The sequence below is a fragment of the Chryseosolibacter histidinae genome (assembly GCF_018598225.1).
GTDB lineage: Bacteria > Bacteroidota > Bacteroidia > Cytophagales > Cyclobacteriaceae > Chryseosolibacter > Chryseosolibacter histidini.
The window spans coordinates 26,138-46,998 of the sequence record NZ_JAHESF010000045.1 but is presented as its reverse complement, the minus strand read 5'-3'; the positions used below and the strand labels follow the sequence as shown (position 1 = coordinate 46,998).

Below are 20,861 nucleotides of genomic sequence, written 5' to 3'. Positions count from 1 at the left end.
GGCAAGGCTCTATTCTGATATTTGTAATGGCATGTGCCACGGTCTGTATGGGTCAGTCCTGTATGGTGAAGGGAAAAGTAGTGGAAGCGTATACCGGCGAGCTCCTTACCGGGGCCGGTATACGCAGCCTGGCCGATCCTTCACAAGGTACAGTGTCGGATGGCAACGGATCGTTTGAGCTGAGCGCTGCTGCTGAAGATACGCTCATTGTGACTTTTATCGGATATGCCGATGAGATCGTGCCGGTAGCCGCGCTTGAGGGTTGTACGGTGACGATAAAGATGACAGCACTGCCCAGGGATATAGACGCCGTGGAGATCAAGGCCGAGCGCATCATTGCTGAAGAGTTCACCATCCGGAAGATCAGGAAGCTGGACATCTACACCAATCCGAGCGCAAAGGCTGACCCGATCCTGGCGGTGAACTCCATGCCATCGGCCACCACCACAGACGAATCGGCCAACATCAGCCTGCGGGGAGGAAGTCCTGCGGAGACCGGGATCTTTCTGAACAACGTTCCCATCAACGATGCGGTACGCTATTCACAGCTGAACGGCATCGGCACCTTCAGTATTTTTAATACCGCGCTGATCAACAACGTGCAGGTCTACGCTGGCAACCCGCCACTGGAATACGGCAACAGCACTTCCGGCCTCATCGCTTTGCAGACCGACGAAAATATTCCGGCGCGGCCCACAAGCTCCATAGCATTGACACTCGCCAGCACGGGATTTTATTCGACGCGGAAACTTAACGAAAGATCATCGCTCACCGTTTTTGGCAACTATCATCCTTCTGCCCTGCTCCGTTCCATGAACGCACGCGCGTTGAAAAACCTGGAATCGTTCTCATCGGGAGACCTGGGCCTGCACTATTATGGCAGGTTAAGTGATAATACGGTTGTGAAGGTGTTCAACTATTCGTTGTATGAATCGTACCGGTTTCACCAGGCTCAGCCTACTTACGACGGAGTCTTCGATCAGCAGAAAGTGCGGAATTTCACCGTGGGCAATATCCGTAAACGCATCGGCAACACGGAGCTAAGCTTCAACCAGGGACTCAGTTTTTCACAGGCAGACTATGTGTACGGCACCACCGATATCGACCTCGCGCTTCACGATCTTTTCTCTTCCTTTAACATTCACCGGTCTGGCCATGCGGCCGAATGGAAGGCGGGCATCAGCTACGATCACAAGTCGTCTGATTTTACGGGCACTTTTCCCCGTTATGCTTTTGCGGCGGGTAAAGAACACCCGGTGGTACAGGCTGCCGGCGCAGACCACGTGAGCAATCCGGAGGTGTATGCATACTACAAGCGCTTTCTGGGCAGCCGGTGGATTGCCGGAGCAGGCATCAGGAAAAATATAGCCATTGAAAATCTGAAGGATTATGTGAGTCTCCAGGGCAACATTCACTATAAAGCCAGCGAAAACCTCACCGTGAATGTCTCGGCCGGCCGGTATCACAAATATCAACTGCCGCAGGGCGCGAGAAGCGGGTCTTCTCTGATCAGAAGCTTTCAGTACAGCGCCGATGTCAATTATACAACGTCTTCCCTGGAAGCAAACTTTTCAACTTTTTACAAAAGAAGCTTCGTGCAAGGTGTTACCACCGATATAAAAGGGGCCGAAGTTTTTACACGGTACAAGATCAGCAACAGCCTCCGGGTGCAGCTTTCGCTGACGAGTCTCGATGCCATTGCAACGCAATCCGGAGAATCTCAACCATCGCCTTACAACATTCACTATTTCATCAGGGGCAATGTTGAATACAAGATCCAGGGCACGTGGACCATCACAACGGTATTCCTGTTCCGCCAGGGCAGCTACTATTATCCGGTTACGGCCACAACATTCCGCGACGACCTGCAGGTTTACGAACCCACCGCTGCCCAGGACCCGGCCAGGTTGCCGGCATACAACACCATCGATGTAAGTGTATCCAAGATCTTTGCGCTGACACAAAAATCGTCAGCCGTGGCATTCGCCTCCTGCGGTAATATCTTCAACATGAAAAATGTGAGAGACTATACTTACAACTACGATTATTCAAAACGCGACGCTTATCTTTTTTCATTGCGTACATTTTACATCGGCATCATCATCAATTTCTAAATCGCCGCACACCCAAATCCGTCACAACATGAATTTCGTATATTTCAGGGTATGGAATTTGGAAAAGTTACACCCGAGGAACTTGCCGGTATAGATTTCAGGCTGCCGCCGGACCGCGCTGAAACCACGGCGTTGCTCAGCCGAAGCAAACACAACGACCAAAAAACAAAGGTCTATGTGGGCTGCGCCAAGTGGGGGCGAAAAGACTGGGTAGGCAAGATCTATCCGAAGGGTACAAAAGAGGCCGATTTCCTCTCGCACTACGCCCGGCATTTCAGCTGCATCGAGTTGAACGCAACATTTTACCGCATGCCCACAGAAAGCCAGACCATTGCCTGGAGGAACAAGGTTGGTAAAGATTTTCAGTTCTGCCCCAAGTTCACAGACCAGATCACTCACCTCAGGCGGTTAAAAGATGTTCAGCAGCTCGTGGACCGTTTTCTTGCGGGCATTGCCGGCTTCGGTGAGAACCTCGGTCCCGTGTTCCTGATGCCCCACCCCGGCATGGGTCCGCAAACGATAGACACGCTTGAAGCTTTTATACAGTCGCTGCCGAGAGATCTCAGGTTGTTCGTTGAGCTTCGTCACACAGACTGGTTCTCCGATCCGGAATCCTTCGAAAAAGTATTCAACATGCTGGAGAAGTATGAGGCCGGTGCTGTCATCACGGATGCTTCAGGCAGGCGCGATTGTGTACACATGCGGCTTACCACGCCTCAGGCCTTTATCAGGTTTGTAGGCAACGGCCTCCATCCCACTGACTATACGCGCGTGGACGACTGGGTGCGGCGTATCAAAAAATGGATGGATGAAGGAATGGAAAAGGTTTACTTTTTTATGCACCAGCATGAGGAGCTCCACTCTCCCGAATTGTGCAAATACCTGATCGGGCAGCTCAACAAACATTGCGGCACCGCCATACCCGAACCGGTGTTTGTGCCCGCGGGCGAGCTCTTCGATGTGCCCGTTAAAAAGAAAAGCGTTGCCAAAAAGACCAGTAAGCGCTGATCATAACGAGTCAGCGCCTACTGTTCTTGTAGTTCCTTTTGCATCGTGAACAACGATCTGGGTGACGGCTTGTGGCACGGGGATCCTGCGGGTAGATTGAGCCAGGTATCCGGCGCCGTAATAAAACTCTACTTTTTGTTTCGCACCGTTGTTATAGATCAGCTCAGCCCACGCATCATTGGGCTCAGGCGAAAATTCTTTTGCCTTGGGTCGCTTTACACAAGCGTAGACCTTGGCGGTGTCCTGGTTTTGCGTGGCGATAAAAAGCTCACCTTTGGCTGAAGAAAGCCTGGCCAGCGCTTTGCCATCCCTGGGAACAATAAAACCACCCGCTGCCGGAGCCACCGGTGTAAACTTGCCAGCGCCATTGCCCACCAGGATCAATCCCGTAAAGGCATCGTGACGGCCGGTAAACACTTCGTTGCCGTAATCATTGCCCGTCATCAGCACGTCGAGGTTACCGTCGTCATTCACATCGGCAGTAACGATACCATTCACAGGAGCGATCTGTGCGATCATTGGAAGTGGCGTAACCGTGAACTTTCCGCCGCCGAGGTTCTCGATGTAGGATGATGCTGTGTAGTTCGTTTCCATCACGAGGGCGTCTTTCAATTCATCGCCTGTCAACACCTGGTCGATCGTGGCACGGCCGTACCGTTTATAATAATTAAATTTCCGTCTGAACTTGGGGCTTTGTGAGTTCAGCTCATCCCAAAAATGCACAGGGTACTCTTTCATCTCACCCTCTTCCGATCTCAGGTAACAGGTGAGCACCGCATCCACACTATTGTTCCCGTCGAAATCTTTGGCGTATACTTTCAGGGGCGTGGCCGGAGAGGCTTTATAATAATTGTTCAGGCCAAGGTTGCCGGCAATGTAATCCATGTCACCGTCCTTGTCGAAGTCACCGGCGGCGATGCTGTTCCACCAGCCGGAGCGTTGTTCCATTCCTGAATCGGTGAGCTTTGCCAGTTTTGGTCCTTCATTCCTGTAGGCGGTTACCGGCATAAACTCACCGGTCACGATCAGGTCGACCTTACCATCGTTATTAAAATCGGTCCACAACGCGTCGGTGATCATACCTGCTGTCTTGAGCCCGGCGCACAACTCGTCCGTTTTATTGACAAACTTTCCCTGCTCATTAACAAGAATATAACTTTCCGCCGGATAAGGATACCTCCACGGCACGATCCTTCCTCCTACAAATAGGTCAAGGTCTCCATCGCCATCGATGTCGGCCGCGCGAACACACGATCCGCTCGAGGTTGTCACAGGCAGGGCCGCAGTGTTTAACGTGAAGTTCCCTTTGCCGTCATTGATGTAAAGCCTGTCCTGGTGCTGCTCGCTGTCAACCGCGTATTCAAAAGTTCCGCTCACCACATAGAGGTCAAGATCGCCATCGTTATCACTGTCAAAGAACAGCGATCCCTGATCTTCTTCTTTCTGGCTTGCTGATTTTTTGATCTCCTTCGAAGCAAAAGTTCCATCGCGTCGCTGGATAAAGAGGGTGCCGTTCCTGTTCGCGGCGCCCCCGATGTAAAAATCCTCCAGCCCGTCGTTCGTGACGTCACCTACCGCTATACCTGGTCCCGCCTGGGAAAATTTATGGGGAATGGTTCGTTGAACATTGAAGTCGATCTTGTCGTCTTCCGTGTGTACGTATTTTATTCCTGTTTCAACGGCAACCTCTTTCATCAGCGGAGCATTCGGCGCTTTTTCCGGCATCACGGTTTCTCCCGCCTCGGCATGTTTAACGATGAGCACCTGGTCTGCCTTTACATTTTTCAGCAGGTTGCTTTTGCCATCGGGCCATTGCACAAGCACGGTATCAACGGTGGTGACGGAATCAAGACCGAAGTGAGCGACAGGTTCCACTGCCGAAAGATATCCGCGATAAACAGAATGATCGTGATATTGAAGCTTTCCATGATAACGCAGCGTGATCTTGGCACCCAGCCCCATCACATTCCCCTTCTCCCCTGCAAGCTTCACCCGCAGGTAATGATCTTTGCGCACTGCTTCAGCACTGGCATAAAGTTCGTTCTCGTAGAAGAGCACATCTCCGTTAATGTTGTTGACAACATAATCGAGGTCTCCGTCTTCATCAAAATCCGCAAACGCCGCGCCGTTGGAGAAAGCGGGCTGGTGCATACCCCACGCCTGGGTAACGTCCTTAAACGTGAGGTCGCCATTATTTCTAAAAGCGTAGTTGGATATTTTTACAACGGGGATCGAGTCGAGCAGAAACTCGATGCTGGCAATGTTTCCTCCCGGGCCGCTCCTGAAATTTCCAAAATCCTTATCGGTGATATCCCTCGGGAAACCATTGGTGATGATCACATCCCTGAAGCCGTCATTGTCGAAGTCTGCTAACAGTGGCGACCAGCTCCATTCCGTCTGGTGAATGCCTGCCAGCTGGCCGATCTCGCTGAAGGAGCCATTGCCGTTGTTGAGCTGCAGCATATTGCGAATGTACTGGTGCGAGTAGCCGAACTGCCTGTTGTTGATGTACGATGTATAGTTGGTGCCACTGATCACGGTTTTCCTTCTCAGGTTGCCTTCCGGAAGCATGTCGAGTGTAATGATGTCGGGCAGGCCATCGTTGTTGATGTCTGCGATGTCGTTGCCCATGGAGAACTGCGACTGATGCCTGATACACTGATCGATGGCGTTGGTGAAGGTGCCGTTCCGGTTGTTGAGGTAGAGCAGGTCGTTGGTGATGTAATCGTTGCTGACATAAATATCCTGCCAGCCATCCTGGTTGATATCGGCGATGGCCAGGCCGAGGCCATATCCCTCGTGCACGATACCGGCATTCTTCGAAACATCGGTGAAAGTTTCATTGCCATTGTTCCGCAGCAGGCGATCGGTGTTCACCGAGGTGCCGTCATTCAGCTTGGCGCGATAGGAGGTGGGAATACCTTTCTGGATGGTATTGGTGAGGATGTAAAGATCGAGGTCTCCGTCGTTGTCGTAGTCAAGAAAAGCTGCGCCGGAGCTATGCCCCCCGAAGGCCACGCCATATTGCTGCGCCTGGTCCTTGAACATGGGGATGCCGTCGGCACCGATACCCTGGTTGATAAAAAGTGTGTTGGCGCGCAATGAGGAATCGGGTTTGATGGTGGCACACACATAAATATCGAGAAGTCCATCGCCGTTCACATCGGCCACAGCCACGCCCGACCGCCACTTGTCAGAGGGCAGGATACCTGCTTTTTCAGAAACGTCTTCGAATTTAAGATCGCCCCTGTTGATATAAAGTTTGCTGGGCACCATGTTACCGGTGAAGAAAAGATCGCACCGGCCGTCATTGTTAAAATCGCCTGCAGCCACACCTCCTCCATTGTAGATGTACTCCAGCGTGAGGATGTTGAGCGAGTCGTTCTCTGAGATGGTATTCTGGAAGGTGATGCCATGGTGCGCTTTGTCTACGAGCCTGAACAGCGTTTTTTCATCCGTAGTATTCCGGCATCCCCATGGCAAAAAAAGGATCGCTATAAAAAAAAGGTAGTGGGTTCTCATGATCGCGTTTTGACAAAAATAAACAAGCCGCACTTACATGCGGCTTGTTTTCCAATCCTAATTAAACCAAAATTAAAATCCGGGATTCTGGGCCAGGATCTCGGGTCCCATCAGGTCGCGCTGACGCTGAGGGATGGGCAGGAGGTCGTCTTCCGGTCCATAGACTGCCTGCGGTCCACCGAAATGGCTGGCGATTTTCGAGGCTTCGTATACGAGGTAGCTGTTGAGCTCCGTGTCATCGATGCCCCAGCGAACCAGGTCATAGAACCGGTGGCCTTCGAGGGCCAGCTCGAGCTTACGCTCCATGCGCAATGCGCTCCGCGCCTCACTTTGTGTTAACGCACCATAGGTTGCGATGTCGTAGTTCGCAGCATTCTGATTGAAATCAAGAATCGGTTTCTTCGGATCACCGTCGGTAAATCCGAGGAGCTTACCTTTCAGGAAGCTGCCAGGGTTTGCGGCCCTTGTGCGAACCATGTTGATGTATTCAACACCTTTCGGTACGCTTCCGGCCTCGATCTCACATTCTGCGGCCATCAGCAATACATCGGCAAAACGGATGATCATAAAATTAATGGCATGATAACCGGGGGTCCATGAGCTACCGTCCTGGTACTTTCCTTTATCGGACTTACGGTAAGAGTACTTTTTCTGGGTGTAGGGGCCAGCATAGCTCTGGTCGCGGATCCAGTCGAAGCCAGGGTGCGGCATCCAGTCGAGGAACTGGAAATACCTTCTGCCGATGGTCAGGTCGAGGCGAGGATCGACGGCGCCCTGATCTGGCTGGAAGGTAGCACTGCTCTGAATGCCCTGGTCGGTCACCAGTCTCAACGCGGCATTGGACCGCCACTCATTGTTCAGGTATGGAAGACCTCCATTGGTTCTGTACGAGTCTACCAGGTCGAAGCTGGGTGCAAAGAATCCGCAGCACTCACCGGGGCCAGACGGGCCGGTATTGTACGGATAGTTCATAGCCAGGTCCTGGTTGGTGTTGTTGATGTCACCGGTACCGGCTGCAGCCTGGAAAGCGAATACCGATTCGGAATGGTTCTCCATCTCACCTTTGAACACATCTTCGAACCGCGGCACCAGGGCGTATTTCTTTCCGTCGGAGGTTTGTCCTTTGGAGATCACTTCATTGAACACGGCCAGTGCCTGCGTGTACTTCTTCTGGAACAGCAACGCCTTTCCGTAGTATGCACCGGCAGCCCACTTGTTCGCCCTTCCTACCTGGGCCTGCTTTTCGGGCAGGTTCTCATAGGCAAATTTGAAGTCATCTTCGATCTTCGGCCAGATGTCCGTATCATTCTTGATGGATATAGCCTTTTTATCAGACGTGTTTACAGTCTCATCGATGTAAGGAACGTTTCCGAAGTTCTTCTTCAGATCGAAGTAATAGTGACCACGCAGAAAACGTGCTTCACCGGTCACACGTTTCTTGTCATCGTCACTCATGTCTGTCACCTTGGTAACATTGGCCAGCACAAAGTTTGCCCGCGCAACACCTTCGTAGTCGCCAAGCCACTTACCGTGCACTTCGCTGTTGGTAGCATTCAGCTCATAACGTTCAACCGGGTTCATGGAGTTGAAGTCACCGGCGTTGGTACCTTTGTTGGCCTCGCCGCCGCGCATGCTTCCCCACATCCAGTTCGATGCACCTGAGTGCCATCCATTGCCACGGCCATTCAGCACCGAATACACACCTACCAGGAGCGACTCGATACCTTTCGCACTTTGTATCTGGGTTTCGTTCAGCTGTCCGGTGGCAGGCACTTCAAGGAAGCTGTCCTTACAGGCAATAGGACCAAACATTAGTGCCCCTATCGCTAAAACTGCAAACCCTCTTTTATATATTCTTTTCATAGTATGTAATGCTATTGAATGTATCACAATTAGAATCCCAAGCTCAGACCGATGTTATAACCTTTGGCAACCGGAGGTGTTCCGATATCAAGCCCCAGGGTAGTATCTGCTGTACCGGCAACACCGGGATCAAGTCCGGAATAACCGGAGAACGTGAACAGGTTGGTGCCCTGGATGTAGATCTTCGCCCTTTCAAACCCGTAACGGCTCAAAGCGTTAGAAGGGAAGATATAGGAGATCTGGAGGTTCGTTAACCTGGCGTAGTTGCCATTTTCCACGTAGTATGAGTTGTGCTGCGTGTTGGTGCTGAAGTTGGAGATGTTCTCAAAGATCGGCACGGTATTGCCACCTCTTTCGGGTGTCCATGAATTCTTCACGTTGTTGCCAATGGCGGCACCGGTAAACGAAGGATAGAAGTCTGTGAACCACTTGGAGAAGTTGTAGTTCTCAACACCGAGGAATACGGCGAGGAATGTTTCCAGCTCGAAGTTCTTGTAGTTCAGCTTCAGGTTGATACCACCGTTGAAATCAGGCACCGGATCGCCCAGGTAAACCCTGTCGTCGGCGTTCACCACATTGTCGCCATTGATGTCAGCAAAGCGGAAACGTCCGAGGCCTTTTCCATCCTGGGCCGGCGCGTTGTTCACTTCGTCTTGTGTCTGGAAAAGTCCCAGCACTTTGTATCCGAAGAATGACGAGATAGGACGTCCGATCTGGTTGCGGATGGCGTTACCGTTCCGCGTTCCACCGGCGTCGAAGTAAGTTACGCCCGGAGCGAGTGACTTGATCTCATTGTGGAGGAAGGAGCCTGAGGCCCTGGCTTCGAAGGTGATCCCGGCCACGGTTCCGCGCGAGGTGATCTCCAGGTCGATACCGGTGTTCCGCATTTCAGCAATGTTCACGGCCGGATCGCTTGCCAGAGGTCCTACCACGGCAGGGGTTTCCAGCGTGTAGAGGAGGTCTCTGGTATCTTTTTGCCACCAGTCGAACACTACGTCCAGTTTTCCATCGAGGAACGAACCATCAAAACCGAAGTTGGTGGTTTCTGATGTCTCCCATTTTGCATTCGGGTTTCCGATACGGCTTCTGTAAATACCACCCGTAACACCCGAGTTGGATCCGGCGATATCATAGGCAGAAAGGCCCAGGCTCTGCGCAAACAGGTTGTACTGGTTGTTGGGGTCAACGTTGTTGGAGTTACCCATCTGTCCCCAGCCGCCCCTGAGCTTCAGGTCGGAGATAAACGACAGGCCGCTCATGAAATCCTCTTCGGAGATCCTCCAGGCTGCCGAGAAAGCGGGGAAAATACCATAACGGTTGTTGGCACCGAAACGCGAAGCACCGTCGCGCCTGATCAGCGCGTTGATCATGTACTTCTCGTTGTAGTTATACTGCAGGCGGCCGAAAACCGAGAAGAAGTTGGTACCAAGGCCGTAACCACTGTTCAACACCCTGCCGGATGACTGTGTGTTGTTCAGGTTGATGTAGTTAGGATCTGTATTGAAAGGGTTCAATCCTGATCCGTTGATATTTCTGCCTCTTCCTGTATTCAATGCTTCCACACCGGCCAGCAGGTCTATACCGTGCACATCGAACTTGTTCTTATAGTTCGCCGTATTGGTGAACACCCAGTTGCTGAACTGGTTTGCAAATTCAGAATAGGTGAAGGACGAGTTGTTCTCAGAGTTCTCGTACGATGGCGGGTTATACGTATAAGTGTAGGAGCTGAAGAGTCCGCCGCCGATGCTGCTGCGCAAGGTCAGGTTTTTCACAGGATCTACTTCCACGAAAATATTGCCCTGTGCCTGAAGACCGTAACCTCCGTTGTTGGCAGCGCGATCTCTGGAAGCTACCGGATTGCGAGGGTTATTGAAACCTTTTGCAGCTGTACCGGCGTAACCACCGTATTCGTCATAGATCGGAATAATGGATGGCATACGGAAGGCTGAGAGCACATCGTTCTCATCGTTGGATGCACCACGACCACCTTCGCCGCCCATGAGGCCCCTGATCTGCAGGTAGGTCAGCTGAATGTTCTCTCCCACCCTCACGCTATTGGAAACATCGAAGGCAGAGTTGATACGGGTGGCGTAACGTTTGAAGTTCTGATGAATGAAATAGCCATCCTGATCCTGCATGCTCAAGCTTGCATAGAATGCGCTGCGGTCTCCACCGCCGGCAAAGCTCAACGAATGGCGGTTGGTCATACCCGGTGTTGTGATGGCATCCCACCAGTTGGTTCCGGCTTTGTTGGCCTTGATCACCTGATAAACGGCACCTTTGGAAAGATCAACGTTGTACTTCGCTTTTTCAGCGGCCAGGTCAACGCTGCCCACCACGCCTGATTTAGGACCTACGGCGAGGTAATCAGGCAACACAGGTGTTTCTCCTTTTCCGTATTGAGGGTGATCGAACTTCGGTGTTTCTCCAAGCTGGAATGCTGTGTTACGGATGGCCTTCCACGTCCAGTCTGCAGTTTCCTGCGGATTGAGGATGTTGTCTACTTTTCCGGGGTCGGTGAAACCGAAAACGCCGTCATAGCTGATCTTCAGTTTACCATCACCGCCTTTTGTACCTTTCTTAGTAGTGTATACGATCACACCGTTGGCGGCCCTGGCACCGTAGATGGAAGCAGACGCTGCGTCTTTCAGCACCGTGGTGGTTTCGATATCATTCGGCGACAGGTAGTTGGTGTTGGTAGTGGGAACACCGTCCACGATCACCAGCGGGTCATTGCCGCCGAAACCGCCGAAGCCACGGATACGCACAACGCTGGTTGTTCCAGGCTGACCGTTGGTGATTACCGTTACGCCGGGCACACGACCCTGCAACTGCTGTTCGATGTTACCGGAGGGAACGGCAACGAGCTCTCTTGTTTTGAGTGTTGACACCGCACCGGTCACTTCCCTTCTGTTCTCTGTTGTATAACCGGTAACAACAACTTCCTGAAGGGCGGTAACGTCGGGCAGCAGCACAACGTCAATGGTGCTTCTGGAGCCGACCGCGACTTCCTGGGTGGCGTAGCCGATAAACGAGATCACGAGCGTGGCGTCTGAAGGAACGCTGATCGAATACTTACCGTCGTTATCGGTGCTGGTACCGGTAGAAGTTCCTTTCACAAGGAGACTTACACCCGGCAAGGCTGCGCCCGTCTCATCCGTAATAGTTCCCGATACGGTTGATTGGGCATAGAGTGCTGCGGTGAACGCAGTCATGAAAACTGCGAGGCTGAGTCTCATCCAGTTTCTATATATATTTTTCATTAATAGGCTGATTTAATGTTATTGTACTGTGCTTACGGACACATTGTATACCGCTTTGTAGGTAACTCCGATGTTCGAGTCGACCACGGTCAGCTCGATCTTTACAGGGATGGTGTAGTTGACGTTCGAGGGAACACCTACCACCAGCGTGGGACCTCCAACAACCTTGATGTTTGAAACAGCAACCCCAGCCGGCAACTCGAGCGTTGCGGTAGTGGCAATACTGGATGTGTTGGTGCCACTCAACACCTTGATGCTGTAGTCAAAGTTGGTCGGTTTGCTGATGCCGATCGGCGCAGGTTTCAGATCAGGGAATGCCAGCTTCAGCTTCGGAGCTCTGGTAGCATACACTTTGTAAGTAGCTACCCCTGTAGCACCCAAAGAGTCTTCAGGATGCACGGTGAATTGTTCGATGTTTCCATCGCTCAGGTTGAACAGGGAGTCCTGTTTCAGCTTTTTGCCATTGTACTTCAGGTTGGCAAAAGTACCGTCGAGCTTGTAGCCGATGCGTACAGAATCGAAGTTGGCCACGGGCGTACCCATGGTGTCGTAAACAACGATGGTCCTGCTGGCATTCGCGCTGGCATTATCGATGGAAACCGGCAACGCCTTGTCTTTAGCAGCCTTGCTGGTAGCTTTTGCCGTAGCGGAGGCAATGGTGTTCTTCTTCTCCACGTCGGTGACGACCACTGTTACCGTGTAGTTTTTGGTTGTACCGTTGTTGGCTACCACGGTATAAGCAACGGGATTCGTGAAGTTGTTTTCAGTGGTACCGCTGGTTTGCTGGGTAGATCCAACGCGCACAGTTGTGAACCCTGAAGCGGTGTAGGTGGCTTTCAGGTTGGTAAGGTTCGTACCATACGGAACGGTTACCTTGATCGTCTGCGCCCCCTGATCGATCTCTGTTTTTGTACTGATCTTGTCAAATTTGAACTCTGTAATAGAATTGTCGTCGCTGGTGATCACAATCTGAATGGGATCAGATTGGGTATTGGCACTTTCGCCATCATCCGAGTGATTGTTACTGCGGACGATCGCATTAAAAGTTCCAGGCTTGGAATACTTGAACTTTACAGTTGCCACACCATCCGTAAAATCTTTCACAAGAATACCACCGTCTCCTCCGGGAAGACCATACGGCAACAGTGAAATGGCATCTGCATTAACCTTGGTGATGGTAAAGGTGAACTCGGTGTCACCTACGAGGCCTGAGGTCTGGTCTACCAACAGGGTTGGTTTAGGCGGTTTTGCGATATCATCGTTATCGCAGTTGACCATACTAAACCACATCGCGCCCATTAAGACGTAGTTCGTAAATTTTCTAATCATACAACTCGGTTTGGGTTAAGGGTTACATATAATGTTCTAAAAAACACACTGCATACAAAATATTATTGTGAACAGTATGCAATCCGAATGTAAAGATTCTGAACATCTTTCGTGCGAAATCGATCAAAAAATCTTTCGTAAACGTTTCCACAATCGATTACGGTTTCGTTCGTGTAAGCGATTTCACACACGGTAGCATTCAATTGCCGGCAGGTTGGTGGACTGCTCACGTGTGCGCAAACACGGATTAGCGTCCGTCCGACACCCCGAGAATCCTGGTAAGGGAAATGTCCGTTATAAATGCTTACTTTGGCACCTTAATACCTATGGCACTCATCGATCAGTACCCCATCTATCTAACGAACTCCCTAACAGGAAAAAAAGAACAGTTTCAACCCCTTCACCAGGGCCAGGTGGGCATGTATGTCTGCGGCCCCACGGTATACAACAAGGTGCACCTGGGCAACACAAGAACATTTCTCACCTTCGATATCATTGCCCGTTACTTCAGGTTTCTCGGATACAAGGTGAGGTATGTGAGAAATATCACCGACGTAGGCCACCTGGAGAGCGATGCGGATGATGGTGAAGACAAGATCGCCAAGAAGGCACGCCTCGAGCAGCTGGAGCCCATGGAGATCGTGAAACAATACACGGAAGATTTTCATGAGGTGATGAGGCAGTTCAATATCCTGCCACCCAGCATCGAACCTTCGGCCACGGGACATATTGTAGAGCAGATCAGCATCACAGAGAAGCTCATCAAAAAAGGACTTGCCTACGAGGTGAATGGCTCCGTCTATTTCGATGTAAAAAAATACAACCAGCAATTTCACTACGGGATCTTGTCAGGCAGGAAGATCGAAGAGCTGATGGAAAGCGGCCGCGAGCTCGACAGCCAGGATGAAAAACGTGAGAAGATAGATTTTGCGCTCTGGAAAAAAGCTTCTCCATCGCACATCATGCGCTGGCCCTCACCCTGGGGTGAAGGTTTTCCCGGCTGGCACATTGAATGTACGGTGATGAGCACCAAATACCTGGGCGAGACCTTCGACATCCACGGCGGTGGCATGGACCTCAAGTTCCCACACCATGAATGCGAGATCGCGCAAGCCACCGGTGCCAATGGACAACCTCCCGTGAAATACTGGATCCACTCCAACATGCTCACGGTAAACGGGCAGAAGATGAGCAAATCGCTGGGCAACTCGTTCCTGCCCGCCGAGCTTTTTTCGGGTAACCACGCCTTGCTCGAGAAGGGATACTCTCCCTCTGCCGTGCGGTTCTTTATGTTGCAGTCACATTACTCCAGCACGCTTGACTTCTCGAACGAAGCGTTGCAGGCGGCGGAGAAAGGATATAAAAAGCTGAGCAATGCGCTGAAGACAGCCAAACAGCTGAAGCATACCGGCACAAAAACCGTAAATGCCGAAGTGGAGCAGGAATTTCAACGGCTGACAAGCGAGTGCTACCTCAATATGGGCGATGATTTCAACACGGCCAGAACACTCGCTGTGCTCTTTGAGATGGCATCGCGCATCAACGACCTGAAATCGGGCAATCTGCAGCCTCACCAGTTCAGCGCCGAGGCTTTTGATACTTTCCTGAAGACTTACATCGGCTTTATGGAAGACGTGCTGGGCCTGCAGGAAGAAGCGGCACAGAACGATCAGCTCCTCAATGATGTTGTGAATGTGCTGATCGGGTTACGAAAAAAAGCAAGACAGGACCGTAACTACGCTTTGTCTGACAAGATCCGCGATGACCTGAAACAGGTAGGCGTGCAACTGATGGATGGAAAGGATGGAGAGATGAGTTATTCCATCGACTCCTAGCCTCCCTCCCTCAGTTTAAAGTTCAAAATTTAAAGTTTAAAGTTAGGCGGAGTGCAGTTACGAAGCCCTCAACTTTAAACTTGTAACTTGAAACCTGAAACTCAAACCTCGTTGTTAAAAAAACTATTCATATTACCCATCAGGCTCTACCAGGTACTCCTGTCTCCCATGCTGGGTGTTAACTGCAGGCACACGCCTTCATGTTCACACTATACTATTGAGGCGATCGAGGAATGGGGCATATTTAAAGGAACCTGGTTAGGAATCACACGGATCGCACGGTGCCATCCCTGGGGCACCAGTGGTTATGATCCCGTTCCCAAAAGGAGCAAAAAATGATGCTGGGGTCATCCCCTTATCTACGTCATTATTTTTTTAGCGATTATAAATTCCAATTATCAATATTTAAAAATAACTTCGATGCGTTACTCCATCTGGTTTGAAGCGCAAGGAAGAAAATACGGATTTCATCAGAAGTATAAGAGAAGGTGACGTCAAAAGCCTCGATGCGCTTTTTCATGCCGTCTACCCACACTTATGTGCCTACGCCAATAAATTCCTGAATGACATTGACGAAGCGGAAGAGATCGTGCAGGAAGTATTTTACAAGCTCTGGAAGAACAGGGAGCAACTGGATGAGACCCAATCGATTAAAGCTTATCTTTTCACTGCGGTAAAGAACAGTTGTTTCAAGTACCTGGAGCACCAGAAAGTAAAAGACAAATACAAAGGTCTGCTGGCGCGTGTGTACAAATCATCGGCATTACAGGATAACAGCGCCCACGAAGCTTTTGTGGCAGGCGAGCTGGAAGAAGAGTTCAACAAAGCGCTCGACCAGCTGCCGGAGCAATGCAGGCGCATCTTTGAAATGAGTCGCTTTGAAGGTTACAAATACAACGAGATCGCTGATAAGCTCAGCATCTCCCCCAAAACCGTCGAGACCCAGATGTCTCGCGCCCTCCACAAGATCAGGCTCTCGCTGAGAGATTATATTCTGATGCTTGTGCTTTTCGTCTCCTGAAATCAGTTGCCAGTTGCCGGATAGCCAGTTACCGGTTCGGGTCGGAGCAAATTTCAACCACATCTCTCATTCAATCTTACGATCAAAAGGACTCCGCATGTTGTTGCGCTGCCCTAACTGGCAACCGGTAACTGGCAACCGGCAACTTCTACAACAATCTCACTTTTTCCTGTAAGGGTAATTGCTCCTGAACCGGTATTAGGGTTGACAACGAAAGCCCGGTACTGATGGACCATCCTATACACATTCAAGACCTTATTGCCCGTTTTTTAGCAAAAAAAGCAACGGATCAAGATGTTGACGACCTCCAGCGATGGCTTGATGAGGATCCGGCGCACGTTTCCTATTTCAATGCGCTCAACGAAAAACACCAGGCGCACACCACTTTAAATCAGTTCGACCTCAAAAGGATCGATATGGCCTGGCAACACCTCAGCGCCAGGATCGGCACTCCGGGCGTACGCGGGGCAGGCAAGGTTGTGCCTTTCACTTTCCTGCGTGTGGCGGCAACCATTTCCATTCTCGCGCTCTCGCTGTTTGCCATCTGGAAGATCGTGGGCAAGAAAAAATTCTCGGCAACCACGGAGAATATTGTTTTCAGCTCGGGCGACAAGAACGTACACTTCCTGCTTCCCGACAGCACTTCCGTTTGGCTCAACACCAACAGCACCATCGCGTATACCACCGAGTTCGATACAAAAAGAGAAGTGAAGCTGAAGGGTGAAGCCTTCTTCGATGTGCGCAAAAAAGACAAGCAGAATTTTATTGTCAGAACAGAACACCTTTCCATCCAGGTGAAAGGAACACGGTTCAATGTGCAGGCCTACGAAGCGCAAGACGAGAATGCCACCCTTGAAGAAGGCGAGATCGTGCTCACCGTCAAGGGCGAACAGCGCACCTATGCCATGGCTCCGGGCGACCAGATCACGCTCAAGAAAGAGCAGCAGAAGGTTGTGTTCGCAAAAGTAGATCCCACCGACTACTCCGCCTGGAAAGAAGACAAGATCATCTTCGACAACGCCCTGCTGGGAGACATCATTCTCAAGCTGGAGAACCGCTACCATGTAGACATCATCATTGACGACACCATTGCCCGCCGCGAACATCTGACCATGACCATCGAGCAGGAACCGATCGAGGAGATCCTTGAAATGATCCAGCTATCGTCGCGGCTCAACTACAGAAAGGAGAACGACCAGATCATCATCTATGAATAAAAATAAAACCTGAAGTGAAATCATAAATCCAAAACAGTTTACACCTAAACAATCAATCTATGTCAATTTTTTACACACATGCTAAAGGGAAACACTGGCACACCGCAAGCCGGGTGTTTGCTATCAGCTTGCTTATCGTACTCTTGTGCGAGCCAGTGCTGCCCGTAGCGGCTGCGCACAAGGGAAGCCAGAGCGCCCCGCTGATCGAACTGAATCTGAATGGCGCATCCATCAAAGATGCCCTTCGGCAGATCGAACGACAGACCCGTTACAATTTTGTTGTTAATGACAACCGCCTGCGCGCTGTCAACAAAACAATAACCTTGTCTATCAAAGACCGGGACATCAACGCCGTGTTGAGCCAGATCCTGGAAGGCACCTACATCTCTTACAAGATCAAGAAGAACCACATCACGCTCATCCCGCCGGCAGATTCATACAGAATGGTGCCGCTCGCCGACTCGGGTGGAAGCTTCTATCACATCCTTCCGAACGATAACACCACGGATGAGCTTTTCTGGAGCGCCGTACCCGACTTCAACGTAAGGGGTACTGTGAAAGACCAGGATGGCATCTCACTGCCCGGTGTGAACATCCTGGTGAAAGGAACAACCATCGGTACGGTTACCGATGCTGACGGCAACTTCTCCCTGGCGGTGCCCTCCGGGGAATCGGTGCTGGTGTTCAGCTTCATCGGTTATGTTTCACAAGACGTACCCGTCAACAACCAGTCGGTGCTGAACGTGCAGATGAGCGCCGACATCACCACCCTGTCAGAGGTTGTAGTGATCGGTTATGGTACGCAGAAAAAATCAGACCTCACCGGTTCTGTGGGAACTGTGAAGGCTGAAGAGATCCAGGAACGTCAGCTGCCTTCGGTTACGCAGGCGCTGGCGGGAAGGATCGCCGGCGTTTCGGTAAGCGTTAACTCAGGCCGTCCCGGTGGTCAGTCAAACGTGCGGATCCGGGGCTTCAGCTCCATCAGCACGTCCAACAACCCGTTGTATGTGGTGGATGGTGTGATCATGCCTGTGGGAACACAGACCGACGGATCCTATTCACTCAACAACGCCATCGATAACATCAACCCTGCAGACATCGCTTCCATCGAAGTGCTGAAAGATGCGTCGTCTACGGCGATCTACGGTGCCCGTGGTGCCAACGGTGTGATCATGATCACCACCAAGAGAGGCAGCAACGCCGGTGGCAAAGTGACCTATGACATGCAAATGAGCGTGCCCACCATCGGCCCCAACAGGGTAGAGATGCTGAATGCGCGCGAGTTCCTGGAAGTGGAACAGCTGGGCTGGGACAACCTGAAAGTATACGACCCTGCCGGATGGAATTCCGTGACCAATACACACTCTTCAGGAAGACAAAATCCCCAGTTGGCACGTGCCGCCCTCACCGACATCGGAACCTATTCATTGTTCGATGCCAATGGCAATCCGCTGTATGACACAGACTGGTTGAAAGAATCAACCCAGAACAAGCTCTCGCAGAACCACCAGCTCTCCGTAACCGGAGGCAACAACGAGAACAGCTACGGTGTGTATCTCGGCTACAGAGATGACAACGGCCTTCTCCTGAACTCTTACCTGAAACGTTACTCAGGCCGTTTCGTGATGGACAGCCAGGTGAAGCCATGGTTGAAGATCGGTGGCACCCTGGGTTACAACAACCAGCAGGAGAACATTGTTGATTTCGGCACCGGTGGTCTCAACTCGGTGCGCATGATCACGGAAGCGCTTCCGATCCTGCCCGTTCGTTACCCCAACGGCGTATTCTCACACAACAAGAACTACTCTGCTTCGATAGAAGGTGGCCAGAACCCGGTAGACCAGATGCTCAACAACACGTATGACCTGATCAGCCGCACCACCATGGGCAACATGTACGCCAACATCAAACTTGCCGAAGGACTCGAGTTCCGCTCGACAGTAGGTGTCAACCTCCTGGAACGTGAGCGCAAGCGTTACAATGGCCGTCCTGCGCCGCAGACGCCTACTTACGTGAACCCGGCTAACGACAGGGGTACTGCCCGTGTACGCAGCGACCGCGAAACCTTCTGGTCGTTCGAAAACTACCTGACCTATAATAAACGCTTCGCTACCATCCATTCGCTCACGGCCATGGTCGGTCAGTCGGCACAGGAAACGAACATCTACTTCTTCCAGGCCAGCTCCAGGAACTTCATCTCTGACTTCTTCGGTACCAACAACATTGGCGGCGCCCAGGATTTTGCAGTTGACTCTCCTCCGGTGAGCTCAGGCCGCACAAGGTTTGCGTTCAACTCTTACTTCGGCAGGATCAACTACGGTCTGATGGACAAGTACCTGGTGACGGTAACAGGACGTATGGACGGATCTTCGAAATTCGGTGAATCCAACAAGTACGCGTTCTTCCCGTCAGCAGCGCTGGCATGGCGTGTTTCTGAAGAACCTTTCCTCAAAGGCAGCAGCGTGGTTTCCAACCTGAAGCTCCGCACCAGCTACGGCCTCACTGGTAACTCCGAGATCACAACCTACTCTGCCCTGCCTACCCTGAGGGTGGTTACAGGTGTTATCAACAATTCGCGTGTATCGGGTGTGGCAACCAACAGGCTGGGTAACCCCGACCTGCAGTGGGAAAAAACAGCCCAGTCTGATATCGGCGTCGAGCTGGGATTGTTCAACGACCGCATTTCCATCGAGGCGGATGTTTATTACAGAAAAACAACGGACATGCTGTTGTCTGCTCCCCTCCCTGTTACTTCCGGTTACGAGACCATTACACGCAACGTAGGAAGCATGGAGAACAAAGGTCTTGAGTTCACCCTGAACACAGAGAACTTCTCGAACGATGACTTCTCATGGAGAACCACCTTCAACATCGCCATGAACAGGAACAAAGTGTTGAAGCTGGCCAACCCTGCGCCGATCTTCGGTGTGGGTAACCCCAACTTCACCAACCAGACCGGTGTGATCATGGAAGGCAAACCCGTTGGCTCCTTCTGGGGCCTTGTGAGACTTGGCACCTGGAGCACCAGCGCTGAGGATGCCGCCCAACTCGCCGAGTACAATAAATCAGCAAACACTTATCGCGGTACTGGCAAGCCCCTGCTGCCCGGCGACGTGAAATACCTGGATGTAAATGGTGACTACGCCATCAACGATGCCGACCGCATGATCATCGGAAACGGTAACCCGGATTCTTACGGCTCGTTCATCAACAACATCCGTTACAAAGCCTTCGACATTACACTGGACATCCAGTACTCTTACGGCAACGACCTGCTGAACATGACCAAACACTCAGGCGAAGACCGCACAGGTCTTGCCAACAGCTACAGGTCTGTATTGAATGCCTGGACTCCAGAGCACCAGAATACAGACATCGCCGCTGTTCGCGATTCAAAAGCCGGTTATGTTTCAAACGTGGACACACACTGGATCGAAGACGGTTCATTCATCCGCGGCAGAAACCTGGTGATCGGTTATACGCTCTCCAGCTCACTGACGGAAAGACTGCGCCTCAGCCGTGCAAGGGTATATGTTTCTGCACAGAACTTCTTCCTCTCGACCAAGTTCAGCGGAAACGATCCTGAAGTTTCTACCTATACCAACCCGTTTGCACAGGGACAAACATTTTTTGATTATCCGAAGCCGACTACCTACATGTTCGGTCTGAGCTTAGGATTGTAATGGTTC

At 51.4% G+C, this 20,861-nt stretch carries 11 protein-coding genes; 7 read left to right on the top strand and 4 right to left on the bottom strand.

Annotation, left to right across the window (positions count from 1 at the left end; all coding sequences use genetic code 11):
- Positions 1-47 precede the first annotated feature (47 nt).
- Both KK083_RS27525 and KK083_RS27520 read left to right on the top strand, forming a co-directional pair.
- Positions 48-2,114 carry a TonB-dependent receptor gene (locus KK083_RS27525; RefSeq protein WP_254169359.1) on the top strand — a complete coding sequence of 689 codons (2,067 nt, stop codon included), beginning with the start codon at positions 48-50 and terminating at the stop codon, positions 2,112-2,114.
- Between the two features lie 51 nt (positions 2,115-2,165).
- On the top strand, positions 2,166-3,122 hold the full coding sequence (locus KK083_RS27520) for a DUF72 domain-containing protein (RefSeq protein WP_254169358.1): 957 nt from the start codon (positions 2,166-2,168) through the stop codon (positions 3,120-3,122).
- Here the strand turns inward: KK083_RS27520 and KK083_RS27515 are convergent, their stop codons facing one another.
- From KK083_RS27515 to KK083_RS27500, 4 genes are all read right to left on the bottom strand, one after another.
- The gene (locus KK083_RS27515; RefSeq protein ID WP_254169357.1) at positions 3,123-6,644 is read right to left on the bottom strand and encodes a VCBS repeat-containing protein; all 3,522 of its coding nucleotides are present in this window, start codon (positions 6,642-6,644) and stop codon (positions 3,123-3,125) included.
- A 72-nt stretch (positions 6,645-6,716) separates the two neighbouring features.
- A complete protein-coding gene (locus tag KK083_RS27510; RefSeq protein WP_254169356.1) occupies positions 6,717-8,507 on the bottom strand; it encodes a RagB/SusD family nutrient uptake outer membrane protein in 1,791 nt (596 codons plus the stop codon).
- A gap of 29 nt (positions 8,508-8,536) precedes the next feature.
- Entirely contained in the window at positions 8,537-11,770 is a 3,234-nt protein-coding gene (locus KK083_RS27505) for a SusC/RagA family TonB-linked outer membrane protein (RefSeq protein ID WP_254169355.1), read from the bottom strand.
- 18 nt (positions 11,771-11,788) lie between these two features.
- The gene (locus tag KK083_RS27500; protein ID WP_254169354.1) at positions 11,789-13,099 is read right to left on the bottom strand and encodes an SGBP N-terminal domain-containing protein; all 1,311 of its coding nucleotides are present in this window, start codon (positions 13,097-13,099) and stop codon (positions 11,789-11,791) included.
- A 326-nt stretch (positions 13,100-13,425) separates the two neighbouring features.
- Between KK083_RS27500 and cysS the strand changes: the two genes are divergently transcribed.
- The 5 genes from cysS (at position 13,426) to KK083_RS27475 (ending at position 20,855) form a co-directional block, all read left to right on the top strand.
- Complete coding sequence (gene cysS, locus KK083_RS27495; RefSeq protein ID WP_254169353.1) at positions 13,426-14,934, top strand: cysteine--tRNA ligase; 1,509 nt, start codon at positions 13,426-13,428, stop codon at positions 14,932-14,934.
- Between the two features lie 87 nt (positions 14,935-15,021).
- Positions 15,022-15,273 (top strand): membrane protein insertion efficiency factor YidD, encoded by a 252-nt coding sequence (gene yidD / locus KK083_RS27490; RefSeq protein ID WP_317195253.1) that lies wholly within the window; start codon positions 15,022-15,024, stop codon positions 15,271-15,273.
- A 100-nt stretch (positions 15,274-15,373) separates the two neighbouring features.
- Positions 15,374-15,955 (top strand): RNA polymerase sigma-70 factor, encoded by a 582-nt coding sequence (locus KK083_RS27485; protein ID WP_254169352.1) that lies wholly within the window; start codon positions 15,374-15,376, stop codon positions 15,953-15,955.
- A 227-nt stretch (positions 15,956-16,182) separates the two neighbouring features.
- A complete protein-coding gene (locus KK083_RS27480; RefSeq protein ID WP_254169351.1) occupies positions 16,183-17,172 on the top strand; it encodes a FecR family protein in 990 nt (329 codons plus the stop codon).
- A gap of 59 nt (positions 17,173-17,231) precedes the next feature.
- Positions 17,232-20,855 carry a SusC/RagA family TonB-linked outer membrane protein gene (locus KK083_RS27475; RefSeq protein ID WP_254169350.1) on the top strand — a complete coding sequence of 1,208 codons (3,624 nt, stop codon included), beginning with the start codon at positions 17,232-17,234 and terminating at the stop codon, positions 20,853-20,855.
- The last annotated feature ends 6 nt before the right edge of the window (positions 20,856-20,861 follow it).